Below are 17,298 nucleotides of genomic sequence, written 5' to 3'. Positions count from 1 at the left end.
AACGTTTGCGCTCGCATGGCGTCTCCTGGTGCGTTACCCTTACGCCTTCGCCAGTTACCAGGAAATGCGATGCCCCACCGCTCGAGCACACGTCCCACCGGGCACACGATGGCGCGCCTGCTCGCGTCGCGCGCGGCGCCGCTCGCTGCCGCCGCTGCCGCGGCGCTGATGCTTGCCGCCTGCAAGCTGCCGGTTCATCAGGACTCGTCGGCGCCCGCGCCCGATCCGTTCAATCCCGCGGCCACGCAATTGCTCGACAACACGCAATGGCAGCTCGCCGAATGGAAGCGCGCCGACGGCACGCTGCGCTCGATCCCCGGCCCGAATGCCGACGCAGGCGCAGCCGCGACGCCCGGCGCGCGCCCGATCACACTCGATCTGTCCACCGCGAACGGCCAGCGCCGCGCGAGCGGCTTCTCGGGCTGCAACCGTTACATGGGCCGCTACACGCTCAAGAACGGCCTGCTCTCGTTCGACCAGCTCGCGGGCACGCGCATGGCGTGCATCGGCGCGGGCGGCGAGATCGAAGGCCCCTACCTGGACGCGCTCACGCACATCGCGCGCACCGGCGTGCAGATGCGCACGCCGCAAGGCCTGCTGCTGATCCTCGACAACGGCGATCACCTGACCTTTACGCAGGTCGGCGCAAGCGCCGCTGCGGGTGTCGGTGCGAGCGCACCGGCTGGCGCATCCGCCACGCCGGGTCAGTGATACGTCGCACTGCCCCGCAGCCGCGCGCTCTCCCCGCGCGGCTGTTTTTTTTGCTGAGTGCCCCCGCGATTGCAGCGCCGCGGCAACGCGCATCGCGGCGCACGAGGGCCGAGCGGTTACACTCGGCAGATTGCCCATTCTTTAATCGTAGATCTCTGGCATGCACACGGTAGTTCCTGGCTGGTTCGGCTTATCGGCCGTCTGGTTCATCCCTCTGATCTGGCGTCTCGTGAAGTCGGTGCTGCCTGGCGGCGCGGGCCTGCGTGGACCCGGCACGATCCGGCTGTGGCTCGGCTTTTTCTGCGTGCTGCTGTCGAGCTGCGCGCTCGAAGCGTCGGTCCTCAATATCAATGGTTTCGATGCGCTCGGCCACGCACTCGCGGGCGGACTCGGCAAGTTGATCGGGCACGCCGCCGCGCCGCTCGTGATGGCTGCACTGTTCTTCGTGAGCCTGCCCTGGCTGATCGAATTCCGCTGGCGCGACTTCTTCGCGTGGGCCGACATGTCGCTCGGCCTCGGCCTGAATATCCGCCCCTCCAGCGACGACGATGACAGCGAGCGCCCGGCGCGCAGCAGCCGTCGCGCAGCGCAGGACGGCGCGAAAGCGTCGGGTGGCGTGAGCACGGGTCTCGCCGGGCTCGGCAGTCTCGGCAGCGCGCTCGGTCTCGGTGGCGGCCTCGCCGCCGGCGACGGTCCGAACATCGGCTCGGGCGCGGGCACGACCGAACCGCTCGACGGCCCGCGTCGTCAGCGTCCGACGGTGTGGCGTCCGCAGATGCCGGGCAAACGCGCGGCTGCCGCTGCGGGTGCGGCTGGCGTCTCGGGTGCCGCCGTTGCCGCGCAGGAGGCGCAAGGCGCCGCAGTCGCGACGATGGGCGGCTCGCCGTGGCGCGCCGAACCGGATTTCGCTTCGCCGCCGCCCAGCCCCGCCGCCGCGTGGGCACGCAGCGAGCCGACCGCGCCCGCTGGCTGGCTGCGCGAGGGACAACCCGGCGCGCGTGCGCCGATGGCGTCCGCGCCGCAGGGCGCTGTGGGCGGGTCGATGGCTGGGTCGATGGCCGGCGAGCTTCGCCGCCCCGCGCCCGCCGCGATGAATGGCGCGCCGCTGCCTTCCTCTGCTGGGATGCCAGGCGATGCGCGCCGCGCAGGCGTTGGCAGCCCGAATAGCATGCAACTGCCTACGCCGCCCGTCCCCTTGCCTACCGATGTGCATCGTCAGGCGATGGCAGGCCTCGGCGGGGTCGCCGTTGCGAGCGCCACGCAAGGCGCAGCACTCGCAGGCGCGGCGGCTGGCGCACCTGCGTGGCGCGTCGCGCCGCCGCCGCGCGCCGCAGCGCCGTCGCTCAACACTGTGGCCAACGCTTCAGCCAGCAAGCCAGGTATCGTTCAAGGCAGCGCACCGATTCGCGCGCCTTCGATGCGCCCGCCCGCGCCCATCGCGGCCCAGGCCGCGCCGCTCGCTTCGACCGCTTCGGTCACGCCACGCAGCGCAGCACCCGCGATCGACCCACTGGTCTCGCCGTACGCGAACCCCGCGCCCATGCGCCGCAGCACGCCGCCGCCGGTGGCGGGCAGCACAGCCGCGCGCGCCGCAGCCGCCGCTGCGCCGCAACCGCGCCAGACCAAAGCGCCGCGTCCCTTTGTGTGGCCGACGAAGACCACGCCCAGCAGCGCGCTGCGCGCGCCTTCGACGGTCGGCCCGCAGATCGGCGTGCCCGTGACGGCGCCAGTCGCCGACCTGAGCCCCGTCACGCCCGCCTATTCGCGTCCGACGCCGCCCGCACCCGCCGCCGAGCCCGCGCCGCTCTCCTCCAGCGTGCTCGAAACGCTGCGCTCGATCGAGGAGAACGCCGCACGCTGGACGTCGCTCGCGGGAGCCAGCCTCGCGCGACGCAATAGTGTCGACGAGACGATCGCGCAACCCGATGCGCCCGTTGACGCCGAAGCGAGCACGCCCGTGACGGCATCCGCAGTCCCCGCAATCGCCGATGCTGAAGTCGAGGAGTCGAGCTCCGCGACGCACGGCAAGTTGCCGCTGGCCTCGCCCCAGACTGCGCTGGCTGATGACCCGGCCACGCACGCCGAAACGGCAGCGACCGCGGCGCCTCATGAGTCAGTGGCGCGCGTCGATCCTGTCGTGGCTGTTGAGGCTGTCGAACCGTCGAGCAACGACATGGTTCAGGCAGCGCCCGACGTCTACGAGGCCCCCGTTTCGACATCCGAAGCGATCGAGACCAAACTCGAATTCACGCCTGTCGCCACGTTCGTGACCACGCAGGTACAAGCGTCCCCGGTCCACGCGCAGCCAGATGCGGACGATGCCCTGCCCGCGTTCCTGATCGGCGCGCAAGAGGAGGAACCTGCATCGGTAGAGACGCTCGCGCAGGAGACCACGCACGTCGAGCCGACACCGGCGCACGCGCCCGCCGCCGACCCGGTGAGCTGGCCGAGTTTCGACAACGGCATGCCGTGGGTTCTGCTGGACGACGAGCCCGCCGAATCCAGCAAGCCCACCGAGCCGGTCGCCGAAGCGCCCGAAGTCGCCGCTGCGTCGTCTGTCGCCGCTAGCGACGCAGCGCCGCACGCGCCTGAGTCGGTCCAGCAATCCGCCAGCCCGGTCGTCTCGACGCAGGATCGAACGCAGACGTTCGAAGACACGCCGGTTGCGCCGCCCGTCGAGCCCGCCAGCAACATCGTCCGCTTCCCGCGCCTCGCGACGCAAGCCGCGCGCGTCGAGGAGCCGGTAAGCGCACACGCCGCGGTGACGAGCTTCGAGGAACCCGAGCCCGAGCCCGACCTCGCCGAACCGTCGATTCCCGATGTGGACGCCTTCACGGCCGCATTCAGCGCCGCACTGCCGACGTTCATCGCCAAGGCAGCCGCCGAGGAAGCCAAAGCGGCCGAGGAACCGGCTGCGGCGGCCATTGTGGAATCGCCCGCACACGTTGAAACGGCAAGCGTCGATGAAGCCGTTCGAGACGCGGCGATTCAAGAAACCGTTGCGACCGTCGATCAATCAGTGCAGGAGGCCGTGCACGCGCCAACCCCGGTAATCGAAGTCGCGCCGGTTGAAGCCAAATGGACGGAGCCCGCGCCTGACGTCGAGCCCGCCGTTGAAGCCGCCCTTGTGGAATCCGCTTCGCTTGAAAGCACCACGCCCATCGCAGCGGATGAACCGAACGAACCGACGTTCGCGGCACAGCCGTTCGGCGCCGCCATGCCGTTCGCGGCCGCGACAGCAGCGACCATAGCCACCGCCGCCACCGCCACCGCAGCCACCCTCACGCCGACGATGGCCAGCGCTGCCGCGCTCGGCGCGATTGTGCCGGCCTTCGGCGCCATGCAGACGGTTGCGGCAGCAACCAGCGCAGCGACACCCGCGCCCGCCGCACCGATTGCCGAAACACCGGCCACGGCACCGGCCGCTGCCCCTGTTACCCCCGCTGCCGCGCAAACCCCGAGCGACGAGGTAGACGTCGACCCGGCAGACACCCTGCCCGAGGTGCTCCCCGAACCGGCCGCGCATGCGTGGCGGGTTCCGGTTGCGCCAACGCAGGAAACCGCCTCCGCTCCTGCCGTTGCGGGCACGCCCCCGTGGGAGCAGGTTCAAGCACCTGCACCTGTTGTCACGCCTGCGGCTTACGAGCCCATCGCACCGATCGAGGCCGCTGTGCCCGCGTGGCCCATGCCCGCCGTGCCCGCTCCGGCCGCTGCGCCCGCCCCGGTCGTTCCCACGCTGAACGCACTCAACGCACCGACGGCGCTGCCGACGCCGCCGTGGGAGCAAGCTCAAACAGCGCCGCCGGCAATCAAGCTCCCGGAGTTCGAGCCGGTCGTGCCATTCGAGGCGTTCACGCCCGTCGCGCCGCCGCCGATGGCGCCGCAGGCTTTTGCCGGGATGCCGACGCTGCCCCCTGCACTGGCCCCAACGCCGGCCCCGGCACCCGCCCCGACGCCTGCCCCGGCTCCCGAACCCGCTCGCCCGACCGTTCGCGGTCACGCACCGACGTCGTTCGAGTTCCAGCCGCTCAGCGCTTCGGCGGTCGAGTTGCCGGGCTTCGATCTGCTCGAACGCGCGTCGAGCGAAATCGAATACGTCTCCGAAGAGAAGCTCGCCGAAACCAGCCAGTTGATCGAACAGCGCCTGCAGGAATTCAAGGTGCCGGTCACGGTGGTCGGCGCCTCGGCGGGTCCGGTCATCACGCGCTTCGAAGTCGAGCCCGCGCTCGGCGTGCGCGGCAGCCAGATTGTCGGCCTGATGAAGGATCTCTCGCGCGGCCTCGGCCTCACGTCGATCCGCGTGGTCGAAACGATTCCGGGCAAGACCTGCATGGGTCTCGAATTGCCGAACGCCAAACGGCAGATGATCCGCCTGTCCGAGATTCTCGAATCCACGCCGTATCAGCGTTCGCAATCGAAGCTCACGATCGCGCTGGGCAAGGACATCGTCGGGCATCCGATCGTCACCGATCTCGCCAAGGCGCCGCACATGCTCGTCGCGGGCACGACCGGTTCGGGCAAGTCGGTGGCGATCAACGCGATGATCCTCTCGCTCCTCTACAAGGCGACGCCCGAGGACGTGCGGCTCATCATGATCGACCCGAAGATGCTGGAGCTGTCGGTCTACGAAGGCATTCCGCACCTGCTCGCGCCGGTCGTGACCGACATGAAGCTCGCGGCCAACGCGCTCAACTGGTGCGTCGGCGAGATGGAGAAGCGCTACCGGCTGATGTCGGCCGTGGGCGTGCGCAACCTCGCGGGCTTCAACCAGAAGATCCGCGACGCCGAAGCGAACGAGAAGAAGATCGGCAATCCGTTCTCGCTCACGCCCGAAGCGCCCGAGCCGCTCTCGCCATTGCCGATGATCGTCGTGGTGATCGACGAGCTGGCCGACCTCATGATGGTCGCGGGCAAGAAGATCGAAGAGCTGATCGCTCGTCTCGCGCAGAAGGCGCGCGCGGCCGGTATTCACCTGATTCTCGCGACGCAGCGTCCTTCGGTGGACGTCATCACGGGTCTCATCAAGGCGAACATTCCGACCCGCGTGGCGTTCCAGGTGTCGTCGAAGATCGACTCGCGCACGATTCTCGACCAGATGGGCGCGGAGTCGCTGCTCGGCCAGGGCGACATGTTGTTCCTGCCGCCGGGCACGGGCTATCCGCAGCGCGTGCACGGCGCGTTCGTCGCCGACGAGGAAGTGCATGCCGTGGTCGAGTATCTGAAGCAGTTCGGCGAACCCGAATACGTCGAGGGCATTCTCGACGGCCCGGCATCCGAAGGTGCGCCGCAGGATCTGTTCGGCGAGTCGCCCGAAGCCGAAGCCGACCCGCTCTACGACGAGGCCGTGGCCTTCGTCGTGCGCACGCGGCGCGCGTCGATTTCGTCGGTGCAGCGGCAATTGCGCATCGGCTATAACCGCGCCGCGCGTCTGGTCGAGCAGATGGAAGCGGCCGGCCTCGTCTCGCCGATGGGCATCAACGGCAGCCGCGAAGTGCTCGTGCCGGGGCAGCCCGACGCTTAACGTCACGCAGACGCTCAAGCTGGCCGGAAAGAAAAAACGCCGCGCGGAATCACTTCCGCGCGGCGTTTTTATTTGCCAGTCGAGTCTGGCTGCGTTACGGCATCAAGGCGTCACGAACTTGAAATCGACCGGCGAACCGATCTCGACCTGCTTCGGATTCGCTTCGAGCAGACCCGTTTCCTGATCGCGGCGGAACACATAGGCCGTGTCGCTACCCTGATTGCCGACGATCAGCCACTGACCCGACGGGTCGATCGCGAACTCGCGCGGCGACTTGCCGAGGCTCGCCTGCCGGCCCACGCGCTTGAGCTTGCCGCTCGTCTGATCGACCGCGAAGATCGAGATGTCGTTGGCGTCGCCGCGGTTCGACACGTAAAGGAACTTGCCGTCCGGCGAGAGGTGCAGCGCCGCTGCGCCCACCGCGCCCTTGAAGCCCGGCTCGGCGAGTTTTTCGACCTGCTCGAGCTTCAGATGACCATCGTCGTAGCTGAATGCGCTCACGGTGCCCGCGAGTTCGCTCGTGAGATACGCGTGGCGGCCATCGTTGCTGAAGACAAGGTGACGCGGGCCGGTGCCGGCCTTCACATCGGTATAGCGCCATTCAGCGGGGCTCAGGAGTCCGCGCGTGCCGTCCGGCGTGTAGCGGTAGGTCCAGAGCTTGTCGGTGCCCAGATCCTGCGTGAACAGGTAATGGCCGTCCGGCGAGAACACCGTCGAGTGCACGTGCGCATTGTCCTGGCGCCCCTTCACCGGGCCGCCGCCTTCGTGATGCACGGTCAGCACGGACTGGCCGAGCTTGCCGTCCTGCTCGACCGGCAGCACCGCGAAGCTGCCGCCCGGATCGGCCGCGACCGAGTAGTTGGCGACCAGCAGATACTTGCCGTCCGGCGACAGGCTCAGATAGCACGGGTCGTTGCCCTGGGCCGAGACCTTGTCGAGGAAGGTGAGCTGGCCGCTCGCGGCGTCGAAGCCGAAGGCGCTCACATCGCCGCGCAGACTTGCCGGGCCGTTGTCGCCGGGCAGTTCGTTCACGGCATAGACGAAGCGCTTGTCGCGGCTCACGACGAGATACGACGGGTTCACCGTCTTCGCGACGCTCACCTGCTTCATGTCGCCCGTCTTCGAATCGAAGCGATAGACGTAGATGCCCTCGCTCTTGGCACCCGTGTAGGTGCCGACGATCAGGTCGTACACCCCGTTGCCCGCGACATCGGCGGGGGCTGCGCCCGCGCCGGTTTGCGCGAACGCCTGGGTCGCGGCGACTGAGGCCATGATGGCGATACCCTTGATGATCTGATGAATGAGTCCGCGCTTGCGGGTGCGCAAAGCGCCCGAAGTGCGCGCGGGCATGGGCACGGCGATTGCGGCGGCATGGCCTTGGAACATGTCGACCTCCTTTCTTCTTGTCGAACCTGGAGCTGATCGGCAGCGCGCCGTGGCGTGTGTCCGCGAAAACCGGAAACACGCGTTGCGCGAGCGCGAATGTTATGAGGGTTGGAGGCGAAGTATACGAGAGGTTGTGCGCCATCGCGCTGCCAGCGCGCAGCGAGACCCGACATTGCGCCTCTCATGCGAGCCGACACCCTCGCCCCGTCACACACAAGGAGTGAAGATGAATATCCATGTCGCCATCGGCCCGCTCGTCGCGCTCATCGCCGGCATTCTGATCCTCGTCGTGCCGCGCCTGCTCAACTACATCGTTGCGCTCTATCTGATCATCATCGGGATCATCGGCCTGTTCGGCACGGGTGGGCATTTCTGAGCGCCGAACGCCCCTCAATCCCGCCTGTTCACCGCCTGCGCGCCCCGAGCGGCGCGCGGCGGCGTCCCCGCCACACGCTTTTGCGTGCGGCGTCATGCTGTGCGCCGCAAAACGCGTTGCGCTTTCGGCCCCGCAGCCACTAATCTTGTCCGTGCATGCGCCGCCGCTGTAAGGGTCGCGTCCGTACCGCACCACGCACGCTGTCAATCTGCTTACCATGCCCGCACTTATCGAAGACTATGCATTGATCGGCGACGGCCACACCGCCGCGCTCGTGTCCCGCGAAGGCTCCATCGACTGGCTCTGCTGGCCGCGTTTCGACTCCGGCGCCTGTTTCGCGGCGCTGCTCGGCACCGAGAAGAACGGCCGCTGGCAGATCGCACCCGCCCCCGCCGCCGACGGCACGCCGGCTCAGGTCAAATCCACGCGCCGCTATCGCGGCGACACGCTGATCCTCGAAACCGACTTCGAAACGCCCGAGGGCGCCGTCACGCTCATCGACTTCATGCCGCCCGGCAACGGCTGGACCGAACTCGTGCGCATCGTCGTGGGCCGCCGCGGCACCGTGCGCATGCAGTGCGAACTGATCCTGCGCTTCGATTACGGCTTTTCGGTGCCGTGGGTCAGCCGCCTGGCCTACGAGAGCGGCATCAAGGCCACGGTCGGCCCCGACACCGTCGTGCTGCGTACGCCCGTCGATCTGGAGGGCGAGAACATGCGCACGGTCGCCGAATTCGAGGTCAAGGAAGGCGAGCGCGTACCGTTTTCGATGGCCTATGCGGCCTCGCATCTGCGTCTGCCGCCGCCGCGCGACCCGTTCACGGCGCTCGCCCGCACCGAGAACTTCTGGGAAGAATGGGCCGCGCGCAGCACCGTCGAAGGCCGCTGGGCCGCACCGATCCGCCGCTCGCTCATCACGCTCAAGGCGCTCGCCTACGAGCCCACGGGCGGCATCGTCGCCGCGCCCACCACCTCGCTGCCGGAGCAACTGGGCGGCACGCGCAACTGGGACTACCGTTACTGCTGGCTGCGCGACGCCACCATCACCCTGCTCGCCATGATGCGCGGCGGCTACTACGACGAAGCACGCGCCTGGCGCGCGTGGCTCGGCCGCGTGATGGCGGGCTCGCCCTCGCAGTTGCAGATCATGTACGGCCTCGCCGGCGAACGGCGCCTGCCCGAGATCGAGATCGACTGGCTGCCCGGCTACGAGGGCGCCAAACCCGTGCGCGTGGGCAATAACGCGGTCGGGCAGTTGCAGCTCGATGTCTATGGCGAAGTGATGAACGCGCTGCACCTTGCACGCGTGGGCGGCCTGCAAGCCGACGACACGGCGTGGTCGATCCAGTGCGCGATGCTCGAACATCTGGAAACGATCTGGACCGAACCCGACGAAGGCATCTGGGAAACGCGCGGCGGTCGCCAGCACTTCACCTTCTCGAAGGTCATGGCGTGGGTCGCGTTCGACCGCTGCATCCGCTCGGCCGAGAAGTTCGATCTGCCCGGCCCGCTCGACCACTGGCGCGAAATGCGCGCCACCATCCACGCGCAGATCTGCGAGCGCAGTTTCAACCCCGAATTGAACTCCTTTACGCAGATCTATGGCGGCACCGACCTCGACGCGAGCCTGCTGCTGATGCCGCTGGTGGGCTTCCTGCCCGCCGACGATGCGCGCATCGCGGGCACGGTCAAGGCCATCGAGCGCGACCTGATGTGCGAAGGCTTCGTCATGCGCTACCGCACGACCGAGTTCAACGACGGCCTGCCGCCCGGCGAAGGCACCTTCCTCGCCTGTAGCTTCTGGATGGTCGATAACCTCGCGCTCCAGGGCCGCATGGACGATGCGCGCAAGATGTACGAACGCCTGCTCGCGCTCGCCAACGATGTCGGCCTGCTGGCCGAGGAATTCGACCCGGTCGCGGGCCGGCTTGTGGGAAATTTCCCACAGGCCTTCTCGCATGTCGCGCTCGTTCACACGGGGCTGAATCTGATGCGCCATGAGCAGGAAATGGCCAAGGAGACGGGCCATCCGGCGGGTATCCCAGCGATTGAGGCCGATATCGAAGCCGCAGCGTCGTGAAGGGGACGCACACGAGGAGAAACACAGGATGGCGAAACGCAGGACGGCGAAGCGGTCAACGTACGAAAGCGCCTACACGTTTGTATGAGGTGCGCTAAACTTGACTTGCTGCGTTGCACAACGTTCTGGGGTCCGATAGGATCGGTCCGCAATTCGTCGTCACGCGGCAGTTTCAAGCGGCGCACCGTAGATTTTCATTCAAGCGGCGCGATGCAAAGCCGATAAACAGCCTGACCGATCAACATGCGGGCCGCATCCGCGCCGCGCTTCGCCGCGCGACCTGGATTCGATCCGGCCCCTGATGCTGGAGCATCCATGCTCTACCAAATCCGCGAATACCAGCGCGCATTGCTTAGCCCACTCACCGCGTGGGCTCAGGCTGCTTCCAAATCGTTTTCGAATCCGTCGAGCCCGTTCTCGCTCGTGCCGGGCGCCACGCGCCTCGCCGCCGGCTACGAACTGCTCTACCGACTCGGCAAGGACTACGAAAAGCCCGAGTTCAATATCCGCCAGATCGAGAAGGATGGCTTCCACATCCCGATCGTCGAGCAGACCATCATCGAAAAGCCGTTCTGCCGGCTGCTGCGCTTCAAGCGCTACGCCGACGATCCGTCCGCGGTTACCGCGCTCAAGGACGAGCCTTCCGTGCTGGTGTGCGCGCCGCTGTCCGGCCACCACTCCACGCTGCTGCGCGACACCGTGCGCACGCTGCTGCAGGACCACAAGGTGTACATCACCGACTGGATCGACGCACGCATGGTGCCGCTGGAAGCCGGCGCGTTCCATCTGGACGACTACGTCGCCTACATCCAGGAATTCATCCGTCATATCGGCGCGAAGAATCTGCATGTGCTGTCGGTTTGCCAGCCCACGGTGCCGGTGCTCGCGGCAATTTCGCTGATGGCGAGCCGTGGCGAACCCACGCCGCTCACCATGACGATGATGGGCGGCCCGATCGACGCGCGCCGCAGCCCCACCGCCGTCAATTCGCTCGCCACCGAGCATTCGCGCGAGTGGTTTGCGAACAACGTGATCCATACGGTGCCGGCCAACTATCCGGGCGAAGGGCGCGAAGTGTATCCGGGCTTCCTGCAGCACGCAGGCTTTGTTGCGATGAATCCGGGCCGTCACACCACGGCGCACTGGGACTTCTACAAGAGCCTGCTGCGCGGCGACGAAGAGGATGCCGAAGCACATCGCCAGTTCTACGACGAATACAACGCGGTGCTCGACATGGCCGCCGAGTATTACCTGGAGACGATCCAGACGGTATTCCAGGACTTCAGCCTCGCCGAAGGCACCTGGGACGTCGCGGGCGAACGCGTGCGGCCGCAGGATATCCGCGACACGGCGCTCTTCACGATCGAAGGCGAGCTCGACGATATTTCGGGCTCCGGACAGACGCGCGCCGCGCACGACCTGTGCACGAGCATTCCGGAAAAGGACAAGCACCATCTGACTGCGGAAAAATGCGGCCACTACGGCATTTTCTCGGGCCGTCGCTGGCGCACCATCATCTATCCGCAACTGCGCGACTTCATTCGCCAGCATCAACCGCAGGCGAAGCAGACGGCAAAGGAAAGCGCTGTCGTGTAAGTGTGGCGGCGGGTGCGAACCCGCTCGCTCGATGAGCAGACCGAACAGACGCCGCGCCTCATCATGAGGGCGCGGCGTTTCTTCTTGCGGGCTCGACGACTACGGCGTGCCGCTTACTTGCGCATCAGGAACGCGAGCAGCATTTCCGTATTGAGCTGGATGATCTCGGCGCGTTCGGCGCTCGTGCTGAAGTCGCGGCCGAGCGTGGCGTTGAGCGTATAGCGGTTGGACACGATGTAGTAGCCCATGCCCGAGAGCGTCACGTACAGGCGCAGCGGATCGATGTTCGTGCGGAACAGCCCCGCGGCCTCCCCACGCGCGAGAATGCTGCCGAGCGTGGCGACGATCGGCGACACCATCTCGTGGATGCGCGTGGACTTCATCATATAGCGCGCTTCGTGCAGGTTCTCGTTGTTCACGAGCCGCAGCAGTTCGGGATGGTCGCGGTAGTAGTCCCAGACGAAATGCGCAAGCCGCGTGATGGCCTCGACGGGTGCGAGGCCCGCCAGATCGAGTGCGCGTTCGGCTTCGTTGAGCGCGCCGAAGGCGTGCTCGAGCACTGCGGTAAACAGTTGCTCCTTGCTGCCGAAGTAGTAATAGAGCATGCGCTCGTTGGTTTCGGCGCGTCGCGCGATCTGGTCGACGCGGGCACCGAACAGGCCCCCGCTCGCGAACTCTTCCGCCGCGGCTAGCAGGATGCGACGGCGCGTGCCTTCAGGATCTCTTTTGATTTTCGGCTGATTCATGGTGGCAGGATCGCTCGATAGGCGCGCGGGTTCCCACTGGGCACTGCCGGGTCTCTCCAAAAAACCCATGTAGCGGCAGCGATTTGCGGGGCGCGCCAGGTTAATGGACTGACACCCTTCGTTTTTCGATCTTCGTTATTGTGGTTCGCAGCCCGTCCGGAGCCCTCGTCCGGCGCCGCGTGTTTGAAGCCGTCCTCCATGCCCGATCCGATTGCCCCGCCTTTTGCGCGTACTACGCGTGCTGCGAACATTCGAATTAAGCGCTTTGATTATGGCACATGCCCTGCCGATGGCAATCCGGGAAATCGGCGATAATGCGGGCTTTGGCGCCGCACGTGCGCACCCCGGCAGGCGGCGACGCAACCGGGTCCACGTCAGCGCGACCTTGCACCGGCCAGGCCCTGGCCTGTACCTGGTCAGCGCGCGTGTGCGGGCCGCCCGCCTGTCCCGCTTGCCCCACTTTCCCCCTGTCGGGCCAGCGTAGAAATTGCGACCGTGAACGATTCCAGAACACTCGCAGATCGCATCGAAGATCTGCTGCCCCAGACACAATGCACCAAGTGCGGCTACGACGGCTGCCGGCCCTATGCCGAAGCCGTCGCCGCCGGCACCGCCAGCTATAACCAGTGCCCGCCGGGCGGCGCCGAGGGCGTCGTGCGTCTCGCGCACCTGCTCGGCAAGCCCGTCATTCCCATCAATCCCGATAACGGCGTCGAGCGGCCACGCCCCGTGGCGTTCATCGACGAGCAGTTGTGCATCGGCTGCACGCTCTGTATACAGGCGTGTCCGGTCGATGCGATCGTCGGCGCGCCCAAGCAGATGCACACCATCGTCCAGGACCTCTGCACGGGTTGCGACCTGTGCGTGGCGCCCTGCCCGGTGGATTGCATCGCGATGATCCCCGTGACCGGCGACGCGACCGGCTGGGACGCCTGGACCCAGCAACAGGCCGATGAGGCGCGCTTGCACCACGACCGCCATCAGGCGCGTCTGGCCGCTGAGCGTGACGCCGCAGAGGCACGCGCAGCCGCACGTCGCGCTGCTGCTTCTGTTGCTGCGCCTGCGCCCGTGGAAGCCGCGGCGGCAACGCCTGCTGCCCCCGCCGCCGACGCCCCCGCCGCCGACGCCGCAGCGAAGAAGAAAGCGATCATCCAGGCCGCGCTGGAACGCGCGCGCCAGAAGAAGGCGGAACTGGCCGCAAGCGGCGACGGCCCGCGCAATACGGAACATGTGAGCGCAGATGTACAGGCGCAGATCGATGCGGCCGAAGCGCGCCGCAAGCGTCTGGGCATCGACGAGCAAGCGCAGAAGGACGAAAGCGCCCCCGACGGCGACAAAGACAAGCCCGCCTGACAACAATCGGCCCCCGCCTACGAGCCATGAACGCCACCAAGCGCCGCGCCATCTACGAAACGCTGCAAAGCCTCAATCCGCATCCCACGACCGAGCTGGAATTTTCGACGCCGTTCGAACTCCTGATCGCCGTGTTGCTCTCCGCGCAGGCCACCGATGTGTCGGTGAACAAGGCCATGCGCAAGATGTTTCCGGTGGCGAATACACCCGCCACCGTGCTCGCGCTCGGCGAAGAAGGCGTGGCCGATTACATCAAGACGATCGGCCTGTACCGCACCAAGGCGAAGAACGTCATTGCCACCTGCCGGATCCTGATCGAGCAGTACGGCGGCGAAGTCCCGCAGACGCGCGAGGCACTCGAAGGTCTGCCGGGCGTGGGCCGCAAGACGGCGAACGTGGTGCTCAACACGGCCTTCGGTCATCCGACCATCGCCGTCGATACGCACATCTTCCGCGTGGCCAACCGCACGGGTCTGGCGCCCGGCAAGGACGTGAAGGCGGTCGAGATCGCGCTGGAGAAGTTCACGCCGCAGGAGTTCCTGCAGGACGCGCACCACTGGCTGATCCTGCATGGCCGCTACGTGTGCAAGGCGCGCCGCCCGGAATGCTGGCATTGCGTGATCGAGCCGCTGTGCGAGTTCCGGCCGAAGACCCCTGCGCCCGAACTCTGACAAAGCGCCCAGCGGCCCCCTGCGAGCACTCCGGCAGGCGCGCGCGGGGCGACGTAGAATGGCCCGTCAGAATCTCCGGATCCGCCGAAAAAGGTAGAGCCCGCGTCTTCTGGCCCCAGTAGTGCAAAGACGCCAAACCCCACGAACCACCGCACGACCCACGATGTTCAATCCCAGCCGCGACGAAGTCCGCCGATTTTTCACCGAGACCTGGCGCAAGCAGCGCGCAGGCGAAATCCTCACGCCTCTGGAGGCGATCGCCGCCGACTGGATCATCGAGCATCCGGAGTACCACGCGGAACTCGCCGATGCCGATCAGGCCGCCGCCCAGGACTATTCGCCGGAGCGCGGTCAGAGCAACCCCTTCCTGCATCTGTCGATGCATCTGGCGATCAGCGAGCAGTTGTCGATCGATCAGCCGCCGGGCATTCGCGCCGCGCACGACCGTCTCGCGGCGCGCATGGGCTCCACGCATGATGCGCAGCACGCCATCATGGAGTGCCTGGGCGAAACGATCTGGGAAGCGCAGCGCACCAACACGCCGCCCGACACCGACGCCTATCTCCAGCGCATCGAGCGCCGCGCCACGCGCGATTGAGCGTCGACCATTACGCAGCACCATGAAAAACACCCCGCTTGCCGCGCCACACAGCGCGCCGCAAGCGGGGTGTTTCGTCTCTGCGATCAGCGCGACCAGGAGAGATCGCGCACCTCATGCACCACGCATGAGACTCACTTCTTGTCGATCAGATCGCCCTTGAGCGACTCGATATAGGCCGCCAGGTCCTTCATATCGCTCTGCGACAGGCTCTGCACCTGCGCCTGCATGATCGGATTGTTGCGGCCGAGATGCGGATTGCCGTTGCCCATCTGATACTGGCGCAGCGCCCAGTAGACGTAGTCGGAATGCTGGCCGGCGAGCTTCGGATACTCGGGGCTCACGGGCTTGTTCAGGTTCACGCCGTGGCAAGCCGCGCAATTGTGGCTGTCGGAGAGCACCTTGCCGTTGGACGCGTCGGCGGCATGCGCCGGATGCAACGCGAGCGAGGCGACGAGCGCAGCCGCGCCCGACGCCAGCATGGCAGTCTTGAAAAACGCTTCGCGCTTGCTCGAAGCAACACGCAAGCGCGCACCGGAGCGCACGGCCGTATAGGGCTTGTTCATGGATTCTCGTCTCCCGTGCCGGTTACTTCTCGGGGTTGTTTTTGGAGGTGGCCGTTTGCGACGAGTAATAAGCCGCGATATCGGCGATATCCTGGTCGGTGAGCGTGGCCGCGATCGCATGCATCGTCTCGAAGTGGCGATCGCCCTTCTTGTAGCCGTGCAGCGCGTTCTGGATGTACTGCGCGTTCTGGCCGCCCAGGATGGGCACGTGATAGACCTCGGGATAGGCGGTGCGGTAGTCGGGAATACCATGACAGCCGATACACATCGCAACCTTGCCTTGACCTGCCTTCGCGTCGCCCACGACATCCGCGTGTGCCGTGGCCGCGAAGCCCGCCAGCACGGTCACTGCACCGAGCATGACGTGCTTGCCGACAATTTTTTTCATAGCATCCAACCTGGCTTGAGGGGATTCGAACGCCCGAATCGCAGGCCACGGCCTGCGCCGCATTACTGCTGTTTTACTTTTGGGTCGCCGTGCAGGCCGAAAAAAATCGGTCTGAGTATACCGCGACGCCGCCTGGCCCGTCCACGGGCTGCCGCCCGCCCCGCGCCCGCTAAGGCCCGCCCCACGGGGCTCGGGCGTTGTGCGAGCGGCCTTTGAGGCGGGTCGTGCGGGTGATCCCTGATGTGCTGCGCGCGACACGCGCGGCACCGCAACGGGCGATGCAAACCTGGCGATTCGGACCGGAAAAGGTACGGATGCGGCGCTGAATCAGTACCGCATCGGGCGGACCCAACGATACGCGAGCGCCCTCCGACGCAACACCCCATCTGACTTATACTGGGATTTTTTTCAGCGAGCGGTTCATCATGCGCGCCACGCGTTTCGAAGGCTCTTCGCAGTACGTCGCCACCGACGATCTCAAGCTCGCGGTCAACGCCGCGATCACCCTGAAACGGCCGCTGCTCATCAAGGGCGAACCGGGTACGGGCAAGACCATGCTGGCCGAGGAAGTGGCGGCCGCGCTGGACATGCCGCTGATGCAATGGCACATCAAGTCCACCACCAAGGCGCAGCAAGGCCTCTACGAGTACGACGCGGTCTCGCGCCTGCGCGACTCGCAGCTCGGCGACGAACGCGTGAAGGACATCGGCAACTACATCGTCAAGGGCGTGCTGTGGCAGGCGTTCGAGTCGGAGCAGCAAAGCGTGCTGCTGATCGACGAAATCGACAAGGCCGACATCGAATTCCCCAACGACCTGCTGCGCGAACTCGACCGCATGGAGTTCTACGTCTACGAGACGCGCGAGCTCGTGAAGGCGAAGCAACGCCCGCTCGTCATCATCACGTCGAACAACGAGAAGGAACTGCCGGACGCCTTCCTGCGCCGCTGCTTCTTCCACTACATCAGCTTCCCCGATCCCGCCACGATGCAGCGCATCGTCGAGGTCCACTATCCGGGCATCCGCCGCGACCTGCTCAGCGCGGCCATGGAAAGTTTCTTCGAACTGCGTAACGTCGCGGGCCTGAAGAAAAAACCTTCGACCTCCGAACTGCTCGACTGGCTCAAGCTGCTGCTCGCCGAAGACATTCCGCCCGAGGCGCTGCGCGCGGTGGACGGCTCGAAGTCGATGCCGCCGCTCGCGGGCGCGCTGCTCAAGAACGAACAGGACATGACGCTGTTCGAGCGGCTCATCTACATGAACCGCCACAACCGCTGATGCCCACCGCGCACGCGAGCGCCGGAGAA

Annotated in this window: 13 protein-coding genes; 9 read left to right on the top strand and 4 right to left on the bottom strand. The window is 66.5% G+C overall.

Annotated features, from left to right (window positions below):
* Nucleotides 1-69 precede the first annotated feature (69 nt).
* Nucleotides 70-711, top strand: coding sequence for an META domain-containing protein (locus U5782_RS06415; RefSeq protein ID WP_415914257.1), 642 nt, complete (start codon nt 70-72; stop codon nt 709-711).
* A 160-nt stretch (nt 712-871) separates the two neighbouring features.
* Nucleotides 872-6,232: a DNA translocase FtsK gene (locus U5782_RS06410; RefSeq protein ID WP_322042975.1), complete on the top strand. Its 5,361-nt coding sequence runs from the start codon at nt 872-874 to the stop codon at nt 6,230-6,232.
* 102 nt (nt 6,233-6,334) lie between these two features.
* Here U5782_RS06410 and U5782_RS06405 read toward each other — a convergent pair whose 3' ends face one another.
* Nucleotides 6,335-7,582 (bottom strand): lactonase family protein, encoded by a 1,248-nt coding sequence (locus tag U5782_RS06405; protein WP_322043092.1) that lies wholly within the window; start codon nt 7,580-7,582, stop codon nt 6,335-6,337.
* Nucleotides 7,583-7,844: 262 nt separating this feature from the next.
* Between U5782_RS06405 and U5782_RS06400 the strand changes: the two genes are divergently transcribed.
* The 3 genes from U5782_RS06400 to U5782_RS06390 all read left to right on the top strand — a co-directional run bounded on the left by U5782_RS06400 (nt 7,845) and on the right by U5782_RS06390 (nt 11,670).
* Nucleotides 7,845-7,994, top strand: coding sequence for a DUF3096 domain-containing protein (locus U5782_RS06400; RefSeq protein WP_103701522.1), 150 nt, complete (start codon nt 7,845-7,847; stop codon nt 7,992-7,994).
* 217 nt (nt 7,995-8,211) lie between these two features.
* On the top strand, nt 8,212-10,074 hold the full coding sequence (locus tag U5782_RS06395; RefSeq protein ID WP_322042974.1) for a glycoside hydrolase family 15 protein: 1,863 nt from the start codon (nt 8,212-8,214) through the stop codon (nt 10,072-10,074).
* A 315-nt stretch (nt 10,075-10,389) separates the two neighbouring features.
* The gene (locus U5782_RS06390) at nt 10,390-11,670 is read left to right on the top strand and encodes a polyhydroxyalkanoate depolymerase (RefSeq protein ID WP_322042973.1); all 1,281 of its coding nucleotides are present in this window, start codon (nt 10,390-10,392) and stop codon (nt 11,668-11,670) included.
* 113 nt (nt 11,671-11,783) lie between these two features.
* Here the strand turns inward: U5782_RS06390 and U5782_RS06385 are convergent, their stop codons facing one another.
* A complete protein-coding gene (locus U5782_RS06385; RefSeq protein WP_322042972.1) occupies nt 11,784-12,416 on the bottom strand; it encodes a TetR family transcriptional regulator in 633 nt (210 codons plus the stop codon).
* 495 nt (nt 12,417-12,911) lie between these two features.
* Here U5782_RS06385 and rsxB point away from each other — a divergent pair, with 495 nt between their 5' ends.
* From rsxB to U5782_RS06370, 3 genes are all read left to right on the top strand, one after another.
* Entirely contained in the window at nt 12,912-13,769 is an 858-nt protein-coding gene (gene rsxB, locus U5782_RS06380) for an electron transport complex subunit RsxB (RefSeq protein ID WP_322042971.1), read from the top strand.
* Between the two features lie 26 nt (nt 13,770-13,795).
* Nucleotides 13,796-14,440 (top strand): endonuclease III, encoded by a 645-nt coding sequence (gene nth, locus U5782_RS06375; RefSeq protein WP_322042970.1) that lies wholly within the window; start codon nt 13,796-13,798, stop codon nt 14,438-14,440.
* A gap of 163 nt (nt 14,441-14,603) precedes the next feature.
* Nucleotides 14,604-15,038 (top strand): DUF1841 family protein, encoded by a 435-nt coding sequence (locus U5782_RS06370; protein WP_322042969.1) that lies wholly within the window; start codon nt 14,604-14,606, stop codon nt 15,036-15,038.
* Between the two features lie 134 nt (nt 15,039-15,172).
* On the opposite strand, the gene U5782_RS06365 is transcribed toward U5782_RS06370, so the two are convergent.
* On the bottom strand, nt 15,173-15,520 hold the full coding sequence (locus U5782_RS06365) for a cytochrome c (protein ID WP_322043091.1): 348 nt from the start codon (nt 15,518-15,520) through the stop codon (nt 15,173-15,175).
* A 106-nt stretch (nt 15,521-15,626) separates the two neighbouring features.
* A complete protein-coding gene (locus U5782_RS06360) occupies nt 15,627-15,992 on the bottom strand; it encodes a cytochrome c (protein WP_322042968.1) in 366 nt (121 codons plus the stop codon).
* A gap of 425 nt (nt 15,993-16,417) precedes the next feature.
* Here U5782_RS06360 and U5782_RS06355 point away from each other — a divergent pair, with 425 nt between their 5' ends.
* Entirely contained in the window at nt 16,418-17,269 is an 852-nt protein-coding gene (locus U5782_RS06355; protein WP_322042967.1) for a MoxR family ATPase, read from the top strand.
* The last annotated feature ends 29 nt before the right edge of the window (nt 17,270-17,298 follow it).

Origin of the sequence: Paraburkholderia sp. J67 (genome assembly GCF_905220265.1) — a bacterium.
Classification (GTDB): domain Bacteria; phylum Pseudomonadota; class Gammaproteobacteria; order Burkholderiales; family Burkholderiaceae; genus Paraburkholderia.
Note: the sequence above shows the minus strand (reverse complement) of the source record. Positions and strands in the feature narration are given on the sequence as shown.